The following is a 19392-nucleotide window of genomic DNA, read 5'->3' on the forward strand; positions in this document are numbered from 1 at the left end:
GGTAGGTCAGGGCTTGGCCGGGTTGATCATAATATGGGCGCGGTGCGTGCCCGGGTCCATGATCCAGGGCATTCCGGGTACATCCGGTTTGAGCGGTAACCCGCTGCTTTCCGCAGTAGCAAAAGGAATATAAACCACATAGCGCAAGTAGCCGTTTTTAAGCGTGCCTGCTGCTTCATCATAATTGTCTTTTGTTCCGGAAAGCACAAACAGCGTCGATGATTGCTTCGGCATTTTCAGTGTTCCGTCTTTGGCTTCCTTTTCCCTGATATCAAAAATAGCCTTTGCATTCTTGCCTTCTTTCGTCAGCACGCGGCCGCGTTCCATGAATGGTTCGAGGTCGGCGTGGTAGCAGGAAACGCCGATATCATCTTTTTTCGGGTCGTCGGCAATGCATATGTAATCGTTGGTGCCGTCCCGCAATACTTTAAACGTTCCATCTTCCGCATAACCGTAAACTTTGGCGCCAGCCTGTTTTTCGGACGGCGCAGCAAGTACAGCGGTCTTGATCTGAATATCAGGCGAAGGGATTTTCTGGGCCGCTACCGGAAGTGCCAGTGCGACAGCGATTAAGGAAAAAAAAGTCTTGTTCATGATAGTAAATGACAGGTGGATTGTCTCTTATACTCTAAAATTAGCAATCTTTAATTTAAGAATAGCACAATTCGGTCCCGCTTTCCCGGCCTATACTAATTCACCTCATGAACTTCAGAAAATCATTGATATTATTTCCGGCAGGGTGTCTGCTGGCTGGCTTGCTGGTAGCTTCTTATCAGCGTTCCAATCCGAGCACTTTCGAAAGTACAACGATCGATAGCCTCTATAAGGATCTGACGGAAGAGCAGAAACGGTCGCCAAAATATGCTGTCGCTGGCCTTTCTGTAACAAAAGGATTGGAAGCCAGCTTGTTTGCGTCAGAGCCAACAATTACCAATCCCACCAATATAGACGTGGATCATCTGGGTCGCGTTTGGGTTTGCGAAGCTTATAACTATCGTCCCGCAATCAACGGTAACCCTGTCAACAATGAAGGCGACAGGATTGTCGTGCTGGAAGATACCGATGGTGACGGCAAGTCCGATAAGACCAATGTTTTTTATCAGGGAAAAGAAATCAATGCGCCGCTTGGGATTTGGGTAATGGGAAATAAGGTAATTGTTTCTCAAAGTCCTTATGTATGGCTGTTTACAGATGAAAATGGTGATTTAAAGGCAGATAAAAAGGAAGTGATATTTGAAGGGCTGGGCGGTGAGCAGCACGATCACGGTATGCATGCATTCGTTTTTGGTCCCGACGGAAAGCTGTATTTCAACTTTGGAAATGAAGGCGGTCAGCTCCTCGACGGAAAGGGTAAGCCGGTTGTTGACAAAAACGGCCAGGAAATTGATTTTAAAAAGCTGAAACAGGGAATGGTTTTTCGCTGCGATCCTGATTTCAAAAATATCGAAGTGCTGGGTAACAATTTCAGGAATAACTACGAGGTGGCCGTAGATAGTTACGGTACCATGTGGCAATCCGATAATGATGATGACGGAAATAAGGGTGTGCGGATCAATTATGTAATGCAATATGGAAATTACGGCTACACCGACGAAGTGACCGGCGCAGGCTGGCGTGCCAACCGGACCAATATGGAAGACTCCATTCCGTATCGCCACTGGCATTTGAATGATCCCGGCGTTGTGCCGAACTTATTACAAACCGGCTCAGGCTCACCCACCGGCATGGTTGTGTACGAAGGCAAGTTACTTCCAAAGGAATTTTATGGTCAGATGATCCACTGCGAGCCGGGGCATAATGTATTGCGCTCTTATCCGGTTGAAAAGTCGGGCGCGGGCTATACCGCCAAAATCGTCAATATCGTTGACGGAAAAAGGGACCAATGGTTCAGGCCGAGCGACGTTTGCGTCGCTCCCGACGGTTCTCTGATCGTGTCCGACTGGTATGATCCCGGCGTAGGCGGCCACCAGGCAGGCGACCAGAAAAAAGGAAGAATATACAGGGTGGCTCCTGCGAATACTCCTTACCGATTCAAAAAAGCCGATTTCACCACAACAGCGGGTGCAGTGGAAGCATTGCAAAGCCCTAACCTATCGGTGCGTTTTCAGGCCTGGAATGCATTGCACAAAATGGGCGAAAAGGCGGCTCCGGCCCTGGAAAAGTTATTCAAGGATAAAAATGCAGATTACAGAATGCGGGCGAGAGCTTTATGGGTATTGAGCAAATGGTCGTCAACTGCCAAAAAGAACATTGATCTGGCTGTGAAAGACAGTAACCCGGATATGCGCATTGCCGGACTGCGGGCCGCGAGCGAAGCAAAGGATCTGGATATTCTGAGCTATATTAAATTACTGGCAAAAGACAGCGAGCCGCAGGTTCGTCGCGAATGCGCTTTGGTATTACATCATAATACATCCCCGTCCTCTCCTGCGCTTTGGGCGGAACTCGCAAGTCAATATGATGGGAAAGATCGCTGGTACCTGGAAGCATTAGGCATTGGTGCTGATAATCAATGGGATTCGTTTTTTAAAGCCTGGGTTGCCAAAGCAGGCAGTAACCCCATTGCTACGCAGGCTGGCAAAGACATTGTTTGGCGTTCAAGAGGAAATGAATCGTTGCCTTTGCTGGCTTCGCTGGCAGGAGATCCCAAAGCTGATCTGAAAAGCAGGCTGCGCTATTTTCGTGCATTTGACTTTAATCCGGCAGCGAATGAAAAATCGTTGGCATTGCTTCAAATCATGAAAGGCTCCGGTAAGGATCAGGATAAGGTTAATGAACTTGCGTTGCGGCATTTAGATCCGGGTTTTGTAAAACAGAATGCAGAAGCGATGGCTTCGCTACAGAAACTGCTGGACGCCAATTATGGAACACCTGCATATCTGGAACTGGTCGCGAAATATGAGTTAGGCTCTGAAAATCAGCGTTTGCTGGATCTGGCGATCAGCCAGTCTTCCAGCCGCACAGGTCCGGCAGCCGCAGCACAGTTGATGAAGCAGGGCGGGGGAGATTTGGTTTGGAAGACAATCAAAGCAAATGATCCGGTAAAAAGCGAGGCGGTTTTGACTGCACTGAGGTCAGCAGGAAGCAAAGAATCGCTGGATATTTTGAGGGAAGTGGCAACCACAGAAAGCTACCCAGTAGCACAGCGAATCGTAGCGGCCAAATCTCTCGGCGGAACGATGAGCGGTGAGGATCAGGTTTTGCTTTTGTTAAAAGAAGGAAAATTATTAGGCGATGTAAAGGTTGCCGCAGTGAAGGGACTGAGTGGCGCGTGGCGAAAAGCGGTCAAAACGGAAGCTGCGAAATACCTGGAAGGAAGTGTTACCACTGCCCGGAGGCACCCGGAAGTGAAGGAGTTGATCGGCATGAAAGGCGATGCTGCAAAGGGTAAGCAGGTTTTTGCAACCTATTGCTCGGTATGCCACCAGGTGAACGGCGAGGGAATGGATTTTGGACCGAAACTGTCTGAAATAGGCAGTAAGTTGCCGAAGGAAGCACAGTATGCTGCCATTTTTGAGCCGAGTGCAGGCATTGGTTTTGGTTACGAAGGCTTCGAAGTAGCTTTCAAAGACGGTTCGGTGGTAACCGGCATCGTAGCCAGCAAAACAGAAACCGATCTGATATTGAAATTCCCCGGCGGAGCTACACAGGAATACAAAATGTCAAAAGTGAAGTCCATCAAGCAGCTCAAAGATTCCATGATGCCGGCTGGCTTACAGGATGCCATGACCACCGAGGAACTCGTTGGGTTGGTCGATTATCTGAGCGGTTTGAAGAAGAAATAATGTGCGGCCCGCTTCTTGAATAATCAATGAAAGCTTGCTAAGTTTAACTTATGAACACACTCAGAATAGACATAGAGAATGAGAAAGATATTTCTGTTCTCGAGAAATTGCTGACAGAGCTGGGCTTCAAGTATAAGTTTGAGTCTAACCAACCAGTATTTGAAGGTATAACCGAAGCAGCTGGTTTAGGAATTGTCGAAGGATTGCAGGACCTGCGCGAGGGCCGAATCCTTGGGGATAAAGCTGCCCGTGCCAGGATCGACAGCAAAATTTCCGAGATGAAGAGCAGAATCGCGGGCCGGTGAGGGAGATTGATTGGACAGAACGTGCTATTTCTGACTATGAAATTTTGACCGAATATCTATTTGAAACCTGGGGTGAAAATATTGCATTGCGGGTTTTGTCAGAAATCGATTATCAGCTCTCAAGAATCCAAAAGGCTCCGATGCAGTGCTTCAATTCTTTTCCCGACTTCCTTTCCTTATTCAGTAAACATAAGGTATTTTTATACGTTTATTGAGAGTTTGAAATCTAGAGGTCGTTTTGAAATATATCAATTTTTTTAAGTCTGCATTTCTCTTTACCGTAGTTGCCGCCTTTCTTCCTTATTACGGTTTTCCCCAGGTTGCTGATACATTTGTTGCTGATTCAGTGGTTGTTACCAATCCAGATAGCGCCTACGCGGCGCTTTCCGAGCCGGAAAAACGTTTTTCGCGCAATGCCGTGGCGGGTATAAAAGTCGCCGAAGGTTTGGAAGCGACACTGTTTTCTTCTGAACCAAATGTAGTCAATCCGATCAATATCGACGTCGACCATCGTGGCAGGGTGTGGGTTTGTGAAGCTTACAACTATCGCCCAGCCGTTAACGGAAAATCGGAACTGGGAATGGGCGACCGCATTCTGATCCTGGAAGACAAGGATGGTGACGGAAAGGCGGATGTTACCAAGGTTTTTTACCAGGGCCCTGAAATCAATGCGCCGCTGGGTATTTGGGTAATGGGTAATAAGGCCATTGTGTCACAAAGTCCTTATGTATGGCTGTTTACTGACACAAACGGCGATGATAAAGCCGATACCAAAGAGATCTTGTTTAAAGGAATAGGCGGGGTGCAAAGCGATGCGGGTATCCATGCATTCGTTTTCGGGCCGGACGGAAAATTCTATTTCAATTTCGGAAATGCAGGCAGGCAGCTTGTCGATGGAAAAGACAGACCGTTGCTTGATAAATACGAAAGGCCGATCGATTTCAGACAATTTAAACAAGGCGTTGTTTTTCGCTGTGAGCAGGATTTTACCAAAGTCGAAATAATGGCCGAAAACTTTCGGAACGGCTTTGAAGTGGCTGTCGACAGTTATGGAACGATGTGGCAGTCGGACCAGGAAGAGCCGGGACATGGGGCCGACCGGGTTTCGTATGTAATGGAAAACGGAAATTTCGGTTATATCGATGAAATGACTGGCGCCAGCTGGCGACTCAACCGGACCAATCTCGAAGACGAAATTCCGCGCAGGCACTGGCATCAGAACGACCCGGGCGTAGTACCGGATTTACTGCAAACGGGCTCTGGATTTCCGATGGGAATTACGATCTATGAAGGAGAGCTGCTGCCGCGGCGCTATTGGGACCAGATATTACTTGCCGACGCGGGACAGCGATACGTAAGTGCATTCCCGGTGGAAAATGATGGGGCCGGCTACAAATCGACCGGAATTGTACCGGTCGTTGAAGGTACACGCGACAAATGGTTCAGGCCGACGGACGTTTGCGTTGCTCCCGACGGCTCACTGATCATTTCCGATTGGTATGATCCCGTGATTGGTTCTAATCAAATGAAGGATAAGAGCCGTGGCCGAATATTCAGGGTTGCGCCTCCGGGAGTGCCGTATCAAATACCTGTTTTCGATCTGAATAACCCTGAGGAAGCGGTTAAAGCATTACAGAGCCCGAATTTGTCGATGCGCTACCTTGCCTGGAATGCCTGCGTGAAGCACGGGTGGAATGCGGAACCATACCTTGAGGAGCTTTTCAACAAGTATAATGCAAGCCCGAAACTGCGTGCCAGGGCATTGTGGGTGCTCAACCGCATTGAAGGTTTCAACTACCGGGCACTCGATATTGGTTTTCGCCATTTGAACCCTAATATCAGGATTACTGCCTTACGCGCTGTGCGTCAACGTAATAGCGATCCTACCGAATATATCAAAAGACTTACTGCTGATCCCGACCCGCAGGTTCGGCGGGAATGCGCACTCGCGATCAACCACAATCACACTTATGAAGCATTGGATGTGTGGCTGCAACTGGCGAAGCAGTACAAAGGAAATGACCGCTGGACTGTGGAAGCGCTGAGTATCGGTGCTTTTGATCAATGGGAACGGATTTTTCCAGCCTGGCTTGAAAGACAAAAAGGTAAACCTACTGCCACCGATGCCGGTAAAGATATTATCTGGCTGGCGCGAACCCGGCAAGCCATTCCCTATCTGACGGAGGCCGCTGCTGATACCTCAGTAGATTTCAAGAGTAGGTTGAGGTATTTCCGCGCATTCGATTTCTTCCGCGCAGGGTATGAGAAAACACAGGCGCTGCTGAATGTGTTGACAGTTCCTGCAAGCGACCGCATTGAAGTGAGTAAGCTGGCATTGCTGCATTTGGATAAATCATTTGTAAAAAACTCCCAGCAAGGATTATCAGCCTTGAACAAATTGCTGAACGAAACTTATGGTACCGAGCATTATATCGATTTAATGACACGTTACGAGCTGGAATCAGAAAATGACCGGCTACTTAAGATGGCATTGGAAAAGTCGGAGGATGTGCTTGGAAGAGACGCCGGGGCATTGCTCCTGGAACAAGCCGGGATATCTTATGTTACCCAAAAACTTGCGGGGATGAATGAAGCAAAAAAAATTGCTTTATTGGCTTCAATTCAAACTGTTGGAAGCGCCGAATCAGTTTACCTGCTGCGTTCCACGGCGGTCAACCCGGATGAACCGGCTGCTGTGCGCACGAACGCGGCGAAATTTCTTGGAGCAAGCTGGCCCGGAGAAGAAGCGGTGGTGAAGTTACTTGTGGATAACCGGCTGGCAGGTGAAGTAAAAGAAAGCGCACTGGACGGAGTCCGTAATGCATTCAGAGAGGAAATAAAAGCACAGCTCGCACCATATTTCCCTAAGCCGGTAGTGCAGGAAGCTGAAAAGGCACCTGAGAAGCCTGCTTTGAGAAAAGAAAGGCGGAAGAAGCGAAGATCCTGACAAAAACGCATTTTAAAATAATGAGTGCGGTTTTGAGGTAAATTGGCGCATTTCGTTTCTTTACATTTCAAACATAACTCAAAGAAAAACATGCTTCGTAGAAATTTTGTAAAATCTACACTAGGCCTGGCGGGTGCAGCAGTGGCAGCTAATGATGCTTTTGCCGGCCAGCAGGCTCCAACTGCCAAGAATCAGTTTAAGCTCAAATACGCACCTCATTTCGGAATGTTTCAGAACAAAGCCGGAAAAGGTGTTATTGACCAGTTGAAATTTATGGCCGCTAATGGCTTTATGGCGCTTGAAGACAACGGTATGATGGGCCGCCCGGTGCAGGAACAAGAGGCAATTGCGAAAGAAATGACGCGCCTGGGGATGCAGATGGGTGTTTTTGTGGTAGATAAAGGTGGAAACGGAGCCAATACCCTTGCAGCCGGTAAACAGGAGTATATCGATATATTTCTCAACGGATGTAAGAAAGCCGTCGAGGTAGCGAAGCGTGTCAATGCAAAATGGATGACTGTTGTGCCCGGTGATTTTGACAGAAGTTTACCCATAGGCGTTCAAACCGGACATGTGATAGATGCATTGCGCCGCGGTGCAGAAATTTTGGAACCGCACGGGCTGGTCATGGTGCTGGAGCCGCTCAGCGACACACCAAACTTATTTCTGCGAACTTCCGAGCAGACCTACGAAATATGCCGCGGGGTGAACAGTAAAGCCTGCAAGATCCTGTATGATATTTACCACATGCAGAAAAACGAAGGCCGCCTGATCTACAATATCGACAAAACATGGAGTGAAATCGACTATTTCCAGATTGGCGACGAGCCCGGGAGAAAAGAGCCGACAACCGGCGAGATCAACTACAAAAACATTTTCAAATACATTTACGACCGTAGCAAGAAAGAGAATAAATCATTCATCATGGGCATGGAGCACGGAAATTCACAATCCGGCGCCGAAGGTGAAGACGCGCTGATCAAGGCGTATGTGGAGAGTGATGCGTTTAAGGTTTAGGGCTGTTGGCTTTTAGCCGTTAGCTATTGGCTGTTAGCTTTTTTATCGTATTTAAATACAAAAACCGGAAGTAGGCCAAACTACCTCCGGTTTTTGTCGCTAAAAGCTAAAAGCTAAAAGCTAAAAGCTAAAAGCTAAAAGCTAAAAGCTAAAAGCTAAAAGCTAATTAGCTGCAAACAACCACTGAATTTTCAGCTTTTTCGTCCACACCTGCTGGCACGTATTTGTCTGCTTCCCAGTCGTTTTCCCATTTCTCACCGTCCAGGATATAACGGAACTGGTGTTCTCCTGCAGCTAGTTCTACAATACCTTTGAAAGATCCGTCTTTTTGTTTTTTAAGCACAACCGCCTCAGGATTCCAATCGTTAAATTCGCCAACAACGGCTACCGTTTTTGCGTCTGCGGCTGCTTCCGCGGGAAGAGTAAATGTTACTTTGTAAACAGACTTGCTCTTTACAAATTGTTTTGCTAATGCCATAATTAAGTAGTGTTAAATAATCAATGGCACAAATATACAATCAAAAATTATTCAAATCAATGAATATCAATACTGTATACGTTATTGATCTTTGAAAAATTATAAACAAGCTAATAAACCTCATTTTTTTACAAGCCAGATTTACAACGTTTTATCTCAACGTATATCGCATTCCCAAAAATAACCGGCGAGTCTGATTAGGCGCAAAAACGTAAGATGGGTCGAAGGTAAGACGGTGGGGATTTTCGGGAGTTGCAATCACGTGGCCATTATCGTCGAACTTAACATTTTTATCAAATGGATCATTGGATCTGGCAATGGAGTTGGCTGGTGGCGTGAAATTGAGCAGATTTTTAACCCCTCCGTAAATTTCCAGTCCGTTATCAAATTTCTTGGTTGCCTGAATATTTTGAAGCGACCAGATTGGCGAGGTTCTCGCACGCGGATCGTCTTCGCTTAATACCGGCAGTCGCATTGGTCCGTACATATTACCCGTGTAGTCCAGCGAAATACCTGCTTTCTGGATCTCATAATTGACAGACCATACGCCCGTAAATCTTTCCGTCAGCACCGGACGGAAACGTACGCCATTTTCTTTCTGGAAGTTATCCATTAACGTTCCTCCGGCTATTATTTTAAGCGGAAAAGGAAAATTGAAATCCAGGTTCAAACTGATCCCCTTTGAAACTGCATAGCCGTCGAGGTTATCATAAATGATCTGGTTGGGATCAGTATCATAATCTGGCAGGATCCGGTTTGTAAAATGCGTGTAAAAGACGGAGGCATCGAAACCGATGAAAGAACTGCCAGTCACGATCTTTTTCACCAGATTGATATTTGCATTCCAGCTTTGCTCCGGATTAAGTGCTTCTTTTACAATTACTTGCCGAGATCCTGTGAGTGCCGCGTGGTCTTCTGTGAAGAGATTCACGATGCGGAAACCGCGACCTACATTCAGACGAACGACGTCAGTCTGGTTAAATTTGAACTTATAGGCAGCCCGGGGTGTAAAAATACTTCCATGCCGGCTATTGAAATCATATCGGGCACCGAGCAGCAGCGAATGCGCGCCTGATTTAATTTCATCCTGCACAAAAAAACCCGGCAGATAAATCTTGTCAGCATGATCTTTTCCGTCCAGATAGCGGGTAGCAGGGGTATTGTCATTATAATAGGTATATCTGAAAGGCGTACCAACCAGCAGGTTATGCTTGCCGATTTCTTTGTCCCAAAGCAGCTGGGCAAAAGCGATTTTCTGATCGGCCAGGAAAGGGACATTTCCGTAAACGGAATTCTGGTTATGTGAACTGAACGAATATTGGAGGGTGACCTTTTCACTCACCGGCAACTGGTAGTTGCCAAGTACTTCATAGCGGGAAGTATAAATGCTTTCTCCGTAAACCTCGTCGCCGCCGCGGAAAGTTTTGTTCCAGTTCATTTGCCCGCCCCATCGATCTTCATAATAGTACCGTGCAGCAATATTGGCCTGCCGGTTGTTTTTTAAGTTGAAAGACCATTTATTAAAAACCGAAATCCGGTTTTGTAACGTCATATCCGTAAATCCATCTTTGTTGCGGTCGAGCGGATTCTGGTAATTAAAATAATTCACCCCGATCAGCGAGCTGACGTTCTTACCGGGAGTCAGTTTCATGCCGAGGTCCAGATTGTAGTCGAGCCAGCTGGTGCTGAAAGCGTCCGCCGAGAAAATGGGCGCTTTGGATGGGTTTTTGGTAATGATATTGATCAGCCCGCCCACAGCCTCTGACCCATAAAGTGTTGAAGCAGGTCCTTTTACGAGTTCAACCCTTTCAATCAGACTATTTGGTATTCCCGAAAGTCCGTAAACGGTAGAAAGACCGCTCACCATCGGCATTCCGTCAATCAGCACCATGGTGTATGGGCCTTCCAGTCCGTTCATGTGAATATCGCCAGTGTTGCACACATTGCAATTCAGCTGCGACCTCACACCGTTTACATAGCTTAACCCTTCAAAAATGCTGGGTACCGGGTTTTTATAAAGAAATTTGGCAGTGATAATATCCACAGGCACCGGACTGTCGAGCTTGGAGACTTCCTTCATCGTTCCCGTCACCACTACCTCTTCCAATGCATTCGCGCCCGATTTGAAAATGAAATTTTTGACCAGGTCCTGCCTAATAGATACATTTTTCTCCGTGATCGTGGGCATTGAAATATAGCTGACTCTAACCGTATACGTTCCACCGGGAATGTTGGCAATGTGATAATTTCCAAGTGTATCTGCTGTCGTTCCGATTTTTAGCTGCTCAATATAAACGGAGGCTCCAAAGGCGCTTTCCGTTTGACCTTCGAGCGAAATATTGCCGGTCAACACAAATTGAGCTTGCGAAGTTGTTCCTAATATGCACAGAATGAATAGTATGTATAGCTTCATAGGTATTCAAAACAATTATTTAATTTACTCTGAAATATAATTTAGGTAAATCTAAAAATATAACTTGGCAAATAAAAATACTACATACAGGCAGCACGAAATTTTTTAGGGAAACTATCTCGCTACTATCTGCGGTTAGGTGAAAGGAAGTTTTTCCAGCCACGATCGGGCCGGGAATTATTTATTCACACAACAATGGATTTATGTTAAAGAAGTTTTTAAAACCGATTAAACTGCCTGCATCGGCAGATTTTGGGATACTGACCCTGCGGGTTGGCATATCCTGTTTAATGCTCACACACGGATACGCGAAGCTTTCAGGTTACCTGAGCGGTGACCATTCTTTTGCCGACCCGATCGGAATCGGTGAAGAGTTATCTTACATTCTCACGATCTTAGCGGAATTCGGCTGCTCGGTGCTGCTGATACTTGGTTTATTTTCAAGAGCGGCATTGATCCCTCTCATTTTTACGATGATCGTCGTGGCATTTGTCGTCCACGGCCCGGATCCTTTTGCCAAAAAAGAACACGCAGTCTCGTTCCTGCTCACTTATCTGACCTTATTCTTCACAGGTCCCGGGAAGTATTCGATTGATAGTAATCTATATAGGTAAACAAAAAACCCCGCTTCTGAATTGGAAGCGGGGTTTTTGTTATTGTGACCATTTGGTTGGCTGTCTGTCCCAGCGGTGGTTTTTCATTAGATCAGCTACTTTCGGTGAAAGCGGATTTCCGTCACTTACGGCTACGTTCGAGCGTACATGTGGCAATTTTCGCATTCCGGGAATGGTAGTATGTACATCCGGATTATTCAGAATGAAGCGTAATGCGAGTTCCGGCATCGTCATTCCTGCCGGAATATCTGCCCGCAGCGCCTCCGCGTGGTCGACACTCGCATTCAGATTTTCCGGAACAAAATAGGTGGATCTCCAATCGTCGGCCGGAAAGACGGTTTCTTTGGTCAATGTACCCGTCAGCGTGCCTTCGTCGAAAGGTACCCGCGCGATCACTGCAATATCTTTCTCGCGGCAAAGCGGGAAAAGATTGTCCTCCGGCGCCTGGTCAAAGATATTATAGATTACCTGCACGGCATCGATCAGCCCGGTTTTCAGCGTTTCTAATGCATTATCCGGCTCCCAGCGGTTGATACTGATTCCCCAGGCGCCCACTTTTCCTTCCTGCGTCAGCTTTTGAATCGCCTCTTTCCATTCGTCTTCCTGTGCCCAGTTATCTTCCCAAACGTGGAATTGCAACAGGTCGATTTGCTCGGTACCCAGGTTTTGAAGACTTTTTTCAGTGTATTCGATGATATAGTCTGCAGGGAAAACATCAGCCAGTTTAAACTCTGGTCTCGACGGCCAGGCTCGGTTTTTCGGCGGAATTTTTGTCGCTGCATATATCTTTTTGCCAGGATATCTTTTAATAAGATCTCCCAGGATACGCTCACTTAAACCTTCCCCGTAGCCCCAGGCTGTATCAAAGAAGTTTACACCTGATTCCACGGCCAGGTTTAACGAATCATCGGTCTCTTTGCGGTCGGAGCCGGTCCAGCCGGCAAGGCCCCACATTCCATATCCGATTTCACTGACCTGCCAGTTTGTGCGTCCAAAACGACGGTATTGCATTTTGTTTTTGTTTAGTGTTCCGGGTTTAAAGGAAAGCATAGAACCTTTTTAATGCAATAGAAATACATTTGTATTGTTTTAATTTAATATTCCGGCGCTGGCCGGTAAGTAAACCAACGTGTTCGGGGAAAGAGGATTCATGATAAAAATGTTTTTGATGACAGTAAAAAGAGCAGCGGGATTGCTGCTGATTGTTGGTATTTCGGCCTTTATCAATCAAAGTGAAACTTCACCAGAACTATCCGACTACTGCGCCGCATTTAATCAGATACAGCTTGATATCCGCGACTCTGCTATTAGTCCTGATTCTGCCCGTAATGCTTTCGGCGAAGTAATGCGTAATATCAGGAGGTTAGCAAGGACCGATACCTGTCGCGGTATCGATTCCGCTTATTTTGTGTATCCGGTCGAATCTTATCTGCCAAGGGAATCAATCGGTTCGAGAGGGAAAGGATACAGGCCAAACGGGTTTGATCTTTTTGATATGAACGTATCCGGAAGTCACCCCGCACATGATCTTTTTGTAAGAGACAAAGATCAGGATAATCTCGACGACAGGACCTGGAAGCCGATCAATGTGCTTTCGTTTACGTCAGGAATGGTGTTGGCGACTGAAACCGGCTGGAAATACGACAGCGAATTGCGCGGCGGAAACTGGATCTGGATCTACGATCCCTGCCTCGACGGACTATTTTACTACGCACACAACAATATTGTTGAAGTACAGCCCGGGCAAAGTGTGAGAGCGGGAGATAAAATCGCCGAAATGGGTCGCAGCGGCTATAATGCGTACAAAAAACGCTCGCCGACGCACGTGCATCTGATGTACCTGCAACTGGACAGCCTTGGCATGCCCGAGCCTTACAATACCTACGAGTGGATGCTACAATCCATTGTAAAAAGCGATCCCGAGATGTAATTGTGATTCCCGCGGATTATCAATAAATTGTAGCTGACTCAATTACCATTTCCTATAACCCAACCTTATGAACAATCGCCGTTCCTTTTTCAGAAAGAGCGCAGCCCTCGGCATGGGCGCTTTCGGTGTCGACAGCCTTTTTAACGAACTCCACGCAGAGCATTTCAGCAATGCAGAAAAATACTGGAAAGCAGACAGTAGTGACAATGAAGATTACTGGTCGGTGATCCAGGATGCTTATACTGCCAGCAAAAGCGAAATTATCATTTTAAATAACGGGGGAGTTTCACCTTCTCCGCTGGCTGTGCAGGAAGCTTTGGAAAAATATAACAAAGCAGCGGCGCAGGGACCTTCCTATTATATGTGGCGGATCATGGACAAAGGCCGTGAGCCACTCCGCCAGCGCCTGGCCAAACTGGCGGGCTGCGACGCCGAAGAAATTGCGATCAACAGGAATGCGACCGAAGCCTTGAATACCGTTATTTTCGGACTTCCGCTGCAAAAGGGAGACGAAATAATCGGTACCATACAGGATTACCCGAATATGATCCAGGCATGGAAACAGCGTGAGATGCGCGATGGGCTGGTTTACAAACAGTTATCTTTCGATTTCCCGATTGAAAACGACGAGCAAATCGTGAAAGCATTTGCCGATGCAGTTACGCCCAATACCAAGATCATCCACGTAACCCACATTATCAACTGGGTAGGGCAGATTATGCCGGTGAAAAAGATTTGTCAAATGGCACACAGCAAAGGCATTGAAGTGGTAGTCGACGGGGCGCACACATTCGGATTATTGGATTACAGGATACCGGATCTGGAATGCGATTATTTTGGGACCAGCCTGCACAAGTTCCTGAGTGCGCCCGTAGGCAGTGGAATGATGTGGATCAAAAAAGACAAGATCGGGAAAATCTGGCCGCTTCTTTGTAACAGCCAGCCCAAAAGTGGAGATATCCGGAAATTTGAGACGCTGGGAACGAGAAGCTTTCCAATTGAACAGGCGATTGGTGAGGCAATTAATTTTCAGGAGGGGATCGGCTCAAAAAGGAAACAGGAGCGGGTTCATTTCCTGAAAAAATACTGGGCGGAAAAAGCAGCACAAATTCCAGGCGTTAAAATCCATACTTCCATGAAGCCCGAATATTCCTGCGCGATTGCCGGGGTAAGTGTCGACGGAATGAAGCCCGAGGAAGTCGACGGAAAGCTGATGAAAGATTATAAGATTCACACAGTGGGCATCAACTGGGAAAATATCCATTGTGTCAGGGTAACCCCGCACGTTTACACCAAGCTTTCTGATCTCGATAAACTGGTGGGCGCTTTGGAAAAAATTGCTAAAAAAGCGTAACTGCGGTATTATTTTTAGTAACCAAGGCATAATCTATCAAAAGGTTATGCCTTATTTTTTTCAAAATGGTGGTAAAACCGCTGGTAAAGCATTTGTGCATTTTAATCCTGAATAATGTACCATTTGAAAGATTGTAGCAGTTTGCCGCCGTTAAAAAGTGTATTTTTAGATATTGTCAGCATTCAAAACCAATAGTATGGCACAAATAAGGAAAGGTTCTTTCATCAGGAGTGTGAAGGATATCAGTATCGGCGGCGCACTGGCTATTGCTTTGCTCTCGGGCATTTCACTGGGCAGTTGCTCTTCCAATGAGGAGGACGAAGCGGCTTACAGCTATGAGGAGACAACTTTTACGAAAGGGATCCGGTCGCATATCAAGGAAGTGAAACCCGGCGAATTCAAGATTGTCAGCGAAGATAACGTACCGCCCGATAGCTCAGGCGCAGTGGTAACATACCTCGACGGCCACACAGATAAGCTGAGCCCGGAAGCCGCAAAAGCGCTGATCGACGAAGAAATCAAGAATAATCAGTCTTACGTGGGTCATCACAGCGGGTTATCCACTATGCTGCTTTACGGCGGAATGGGCTATTTACTGGGCAGAAATTCCAGCAATGGTTATATCAACAACTTCCGTAACTCCGGCCCGCAGAATCCGGGCGCATTTTACAGCAATCCATCCGCGTACCAAAAGTCGCAAAGCACATTCAGACAGGTAGATGCTTCCCGCACGACGCGCACGGTCAATACCAGGCCGAGTGGAGGCAGAAAAGGATTTTTCGGTCGCTCATCTTCCAGAAGCGGAGGTTAAACAATATTGAAAATGGTAGAAGTAAGAACGCTGGTCGATGGACCTGAACGTGCACTCCGCAATGCCGGGTGGGATTGGATGCTCGGAACGGATACCGTTCCTTATGTGGTAAATGACGTGGTAGTAATCAAGGAGGAGCTGGCGAACCAATATTATGACGCCGCTAATACGTTATATGATATGCTGGTAGAAGCCGGGCAGTATGTTGTTGATAATAAGATATATAAAGACCTTGGGATTCCGGAAAACCTGATTGAGCTGATCGAGATATCCTGGAATGATGACCGGCATATTCATCTTTACGGCCGTTTCGATCTGGCCGGCGGGTTTGAGAACGACCAGATCAAACTAATCGAATTCAACGCGGATACAGCAACCTGCATACCAGAAACTTCAGTGGTACAGTGGGCTCATTTGCGGATGAATGGGCTCGATGAGGCTAAGCAGTTCAATACACTCTATGAAACGCTTGTTGGACAGTTCCAATATCTGAAAGATGCAAATCCGGACCTGACCCCTTCCATTCTTTTTTCAACCATGCGGGATTATCCCGAAGATGAAACGAATGTGGCGGTGCTGGCCGCCGCTGCAAGTGAGGCCGGGTTCGATACTGAATTTGCGTTTATCGACGATGTGGAATTTTCAAACGGCGACGGCATATTTTTTCAGGACACCACTACGGGAGAATTCATCCGCTTCGATTTCTGGTTCAAGCTGGTACCGTGGGAATACATCGGTTCCGACGAGCCCGAACTGGCACAAATGCTAACCCAGATCGTAAAAAACAGAAAGGCAGTGATACTTAACCCTGCTTACACGCTGCTGTTTCAATCTAAATACATTCTTAAGGTCTTGTGGGACTTATATCCTTACCACCCGCTTTTGCTGCAGACCGAGCGCTATGCGCTGCCACATAAACAATCGGTTAGCAAGGTATTGTTTGGCAGGGAAGGGGCAAATGTTTCAATTCTGGAGAAAGGAGGTTCGGTACTGGAAACGGTCGAAGGTGAGTATGGTAGCCAGCCGCGGATCTATCAGGAGTATTTTCCGTTTCCTGCTGATTCGGAAGGACGAAACTACCAGGCTGGCGTGTTTTTTTCGGGAGAAGCCTGTGCGCTGGGCTTGCGGCGTGGAGGTAATATACTGGATAATACTGCCCAGTTTATCGGCCATGTCATAGCGTGAAATGTAGAATTAGGAGCTGCTGGTCAGTTTGTTGTAATTTTTTGGATGCCAAAAGTACATCAAATCAACCGCAGGCTAACATATTTGACCGTTGGCTAAACTTTATGAAAAAAAATGAGCTCGTGTGTTAATGTTTGCAAGGATTATCGCAATAGCTGCTGGTACGGAATTATAAATAGTTCTGATTTTATCAATTAGCCGGCAGCAGTCAACCATTCCGAAATTCTTAAACATAACCGTTATGATACACGAGAAAATTTTCCACCTAAAAAGTGGCAGAGAGGTGAAGATAGTTGTCAAAGGCTATTTTTTAAATGACAATCCGCAGGTTAATACCGAATACGAGGTTTTGATAAAGGAGCCCAAAGAAATGTTTTTTCGCACACCGATAGGAGCCAATCATCCTCAATACTGGAAAATGAAACGGTCGACAACTCAACAGGCTAAATTATTAATGCTTGAATACAGCGGGATTTCCCAAAGACAAGTCAGCCTGGCAATCACAGAGTTCAACAAAATTGCAAATTTCCCGGCTGCACAAATCGGGATCCAGTATGAGAGTGAGCTCGTGTAAGATTACAAGTTAATCATTCAAAAACCGGCATCTGTTCACACAGTGCCGGTTTTTTAGTTTCAAAGTGACTACGATTTTTAAACCGGAAGTATAATTTAAGATAGAATAAGCTTTTAAACCAAACTCAACAATATTCTCAGCATGCTTAATTCGAACGCACAAGTAGCTGTTGTAACCGGCGCTGCCTCGGGCCTGGGCCTGGTAATCGGTCATAAGCTCTTAAACGAAGGGCTGACCGTAGCGTTACTCGATCTGGACAAGGAAGGACTTGAAGCACAGTATGTTGGAAATAACGAGCAGGAAAAGATAATACCACTGGACGTCACCGACGAACAAGCAGTCAAAGAATCGGTCAATGAAATCATCAGCCGGTTCGGAAGAATAGACATTTTAGTCAATTGTGTAGGTATCACGGGGATAACCAACGTCAAAAGCCATGAGGTGAGCAGTGAAAATATGAGAAGGGTTTTCGACGTCAATTTTATGAGCGCGTTTTATATGTCCAAAGCGGTGATTCCGCATATGCTGGAAAGAAAATACGGCCGCATATTACATATCGCATCCATCGCTGGCAAGGAAGGAAATGCGGGAATGCTGGCTTATTCTGCATCAAAAGCCGCGATAATCGGAATGACGAAAGTGCAGGGGAAGGAATATGCAGAATGCGGGATAACCATTAACGCGTTGGCCCCTGCCGTGATCCAAACCCCGCTTGTGGATGCAATGCCACCTGAGCAGGTTAGGTATATGACAGATAAAATACCAATGAAGAGATGTGGAACGCTGGAAGAAGCGGCGAATATGGCAGCGTTCATCGTCTCCCCGGAAAACAGTTTTACTACCGGTTTTACTTTCGACCTTACTGGCGGAAGGGCGACTTATTGAGCAGGAATAGCGTGACTACTGATCCTGCTTTTCGAGTTCGACAAAATCCTGACGTGCTGGCGTGAAGCAGTCTATCACCTTGCATCGGGTATGGGCAACCGCCGAATGAGGCGCATGCGAAGGAATATAGGCAGTCATCCCGCTTGTTAGCAACATTTTTTCCCCGGCAATATCAAATTCTAGCTCACCTTCCAGCACGTGGCACCATTGTTCGTGGAAATGGCTGTGCTCGGGAAGTACTGTTCCGCTGTCGATCGTAAAGTGGCCGAAAGTTTGTTGCTCGGAATGAGCCATTGTGCCATATATCCCATCCCAGATTTTTATAATTTTCTTCGAATTGAAATTGATGAAAGGCATGAATATCGTAGTAAAATCAACATTGCGAAAAATCGGAGGTAAAAATAGGGTAAAAGCATCAAATCAATAGAAAGCTTTTTATATATTTGCGGATTCCAGAAAATTTCAATATTCAAACATTGCGCAGGATTTTATCCATACTGCTCTTCGGGCTACTGCTCTATAACATGATAGGCTATTCAATAGTCTATCTGTCGGAGAGAGGTTATAAGGTCAGTGCAGCAAATACGGATTTGATCGAGCAGTCGGGTGGCTCTGCGGATATTGTAATTAAGATTCCCGTAACAGTCCCTTACCAGACCAACTGGAGTGCCCCTGAACCTGTGGAAGGTCAGATCCAGCACGAGGGCCGATTTTACCAGATGAAAAGCCAGCAGCTGCTGAACGATACCATGTACGTACATTGCGAATTTGACCAGAATGCGCGGGACAGGTTCACCGACCTTGTGTCAAAAATCAATGATCAGGTAACAGGCCAGTCAGCGGAAGATCAGAAAGGCCAGCATTCCAATTTATTGAAGAACTTCCTGAAAGAATATATGGGGCAAGGCAGAAAGCATGTATTTTATGTGCTTGAATGGACGCCCGCCCGTGAAGTAATCGCTTCATTTACATCTGCCCTTACCTCAGAGGCGCACTTCTCCATACCATCCCCGCCGCCTGATCAGGCTTAGTGAATTTTTTATTCTTTCCGTAAAAGTCTCAGAATGATCACTATATGCTGATCATTTATCCTG

17 protein-coding genes are annotated in these 19392 nt (G+C 46.5%); 12 read left to right on the plus strand and 5 right to left on the minus strand.

The genetic code is table 11. The features are described 5' to 3' along the window. Window positions 1-6: 6 nt before the first annotated feature. A complete protein-coding gene (locus FXO21_RS14845) occupies window positions 7-594 on the minus strand; it encodes a hypothetical protein (protein ID WP_149640802.1) in 588 nt (195 codons plus the stop codon). A 107-nt stretch (window positions 595-701) separates the two neighbouring features. Here FXO21_RS14845 and FXO21_RS14850 point away from each other — a divergent pair, with 107 nt between their 5' ends. The 4 genes from FXO21_RS14850 (at window position 702) to FXO21_RS14865 (ending at window position 8054) form a co-directional block, all read left to right on the plus strand. After that, a complete protein-coding gene (locus FXO21_RS14850; RefSeq protein ID WP_149640803.1) occupies window positions 702-3785 on the plus strand; it encodes a PVC-type heme-binding CxxCH protein in 3084 nt (1027 codons plus the stop codon). A gap of 50 nt (window positions 3786-3835) precedes the next feature. Further along, window positions 3836-4090, plus strand: coding sequence for a hypothetical protein (locus FXO21_RS14855; protein ID WP_149640804.1), 255 nt, complete (start codon window positions 3836-3838; stop codon window positions 4088-4090). 238 nt (window positions 4091-4328) lie between these two features. Then, the gene (locus FXO21_RS14860) at window positions 4329-7037 is read left to right on the plus strand and encodes a PVC-type heme-binding CxxCH protein (protein ID WP_225865699.1); all 2709 of its coding nucleotides are present in this window, start codon (window positions 4329-4331) and stop codon (window positions 7035-7037) included. 90 nt (window positions 7038-7127) lie between these two features. Beyond that, window positions 7128-8054 carry a hydroxypyruvate isomerase family protein gene (locus FXO21_RS14865; RefSeq protein WP_149640805.1) on the plus strand — a complete coding sequence of 309 codons (927 nt, stop codon included), beginning with the start codon at window positions 7128-7130 and terminating at the stop codon, window positions 8052-8054. A gap of 166 nt (window positions 8055-8220) precedes the next feature. Here the strand turns inward: FXO21_RS14865 and FXO21_RS14870 are convergent, their stop codons facing one another. Both FXO21_RS14870 and FXO21_RS14875 read right to left on the minus strand, forming a co-directional pair. Continuing rightward, window positions 8221-8532, minus strand: a complete 312-nt coding sequence (locus tag FXO21_RS14870) for an isoamylase early set domain-containing protein (protein ID WP_149640806.1) — start codon at window positions 8530-8532, stop codon at window positions 8221-8223. Window positions 8533-8683: 151 nt separating this feature from the next. Beyond that, on the minus strand, window positions 8684-10945 hold the full coding sequence (locus tag FXO21_RS14875) for a TonB-dependent receptor (protein WP_149640807.1): 2262 nt from the start codon (window positions 10943-10945) through the stop codon (window positions 8684-8686). A 203-nt stretch (window positions 10946-11148) separates the two neighbouring features. Here FXO21_RS14875 and FXO21_RS14880 point away from each other — a divergent pair, with 203 nt between their 5' ends. Beyond that, complete coding sequence (locus FXO21_RS14880; RefSeq protein WP_149640808.1) at window positions 11149-11559, plus strand: DoxX family protein; 411 nt, start codon at window positions 11149-11151, stop codon at window positions 11557-11559. 39 nt (window positions 11560-11598) lie between these two features. Here the strand turns inward: FXO21_RS14880 and FXO21_RS14885 are convergent, their stop codons facing one another. Continuing rightward, a complete protein-coding gene (locus FXO21_RS14885; protein WP_149640809.1) occupies window positions 11599-12570 on the minus strand; it encodes an aldo/keto reductase in 972 nt (323 codons plus the stop codon). Window positions 12571-12727: 157 nt separating this feature from the next. On the opposite strand from FXO21_RS14885, the gene FXO21_RS14890 reads away from it, so the two are divergent. From FXO21_RS14890 to FXO21_RS14915, 6 genes are all read left to right on the plus strand, one after another. After that, a complete protein-coding gene (locus FXO21_RS14890; protein ID WP_149640810.1) occupies window positions 12728-13489 on the plus strand; it encodes a M23 family metallopeptidase in 762 nt (253 codons plus the stop codon). A gap of 67 nt (window positions 13490-13556) precedes the next feature. Next, on the plus strand, window positions 13557-14843 hold the full coding sequence (locus FXO21_RS14895; RefSeq protein WP_149640811.1) for an aminotransferase class V-fold PLP-dependent enzyme: 1287 nt from the start codon (window positions 13557-13559) through the stop codon (window positions 14841-14843). Between the two features lie 196 nt (window positions 14844-15039). Then, the gene (locus FXO21_RS14900) at window positions 15040-15654 is read left to right on the plus strand and encodes a hypothetical protein (protein WP_149640812.1); all 615 of its coding nucleotides are present in this window, start codon (window positions 15040-15042) and stop codon (window positions 15652-15654) included. Window positions 15655-15666: 12 nt separating this feature from the next. Then, on the plus strand, window positions 15667-16839 hold the full coding sequence (locus FXO21_RS14905) for a glutathionylspermidine synthase family protein (RefSeq protein WP_149640813.1): 1173 nt from the start codon (window positions 15667-15669) through the stop codon (window positions 16837-16839). A 241-nt stretch (window positions 16840-17080) separates the two neighbouring features. Continuing rightward, window positions 17081-17413 carry a hypothetical protein gene (locus tag FXO21_RS14910; RefSeq protein ID WP_149640814.1) on the plus strand — a complete coding sequence of 111 codons (333 nt, stop codon included), beginning with the start codon at window positions 17081-17083 and terminating at the stop codon, window positions 17411-17413. Between the two features lie 141 nt (window positions 17414-17554). After that, on the plus strand, window positions 17555-18298 hold the full coding sequence (locus FXO21_RS14915; protein ID WP_149640815.1) for an SDR family NAD(P)-dependent oxidoreductase: 744 nt from the start codon (window positions 17555-17557) through the stop codon (window positions 18296-18298). Between the two features lie 15 nt (window positions 18299-18313). Here FXO21_RS14915 and FXO21_RS14920 read toward each other — a convergent pair whose 3' ends face one another. Further along, a complete protein-coding gene (locus FXO21_RS14920; protein ID WP_149640816.1) occupies window positions 18314-18655 on the minus strand; it encodes a cupin domain-containing protein in 342 nt (113 codons plus the stop codon). 119 nt (window positions 18656-18774) lie between these two features. On the opposite strand from FXO21_RS14920, the gene FXO21_RS14925 reads away from it, so the two are divergent. Then, on the plus strand, window positions 18775-19329 hold the full coding sequence (locus FXO21_RS14925; RefSeq protein WP_149640817.1) for a hypothetical protein: 555 nt from the start codon (window positions 18775-18777) through the stop codon (window positions 19327-19329). The last annotated feature ends 63 nt before the right edge of the window (window positions 19330-19392 follow it).

This window comes from Dyadobacter sp. UC 10 (assembly GCF_008369915.1).
In the GTDB taxonomy this organism is placed as follows: Bacteria; Bacteroidota; Bacteroidia; order Cytophagales; family Spirosomataceae; genus Dyadobacter.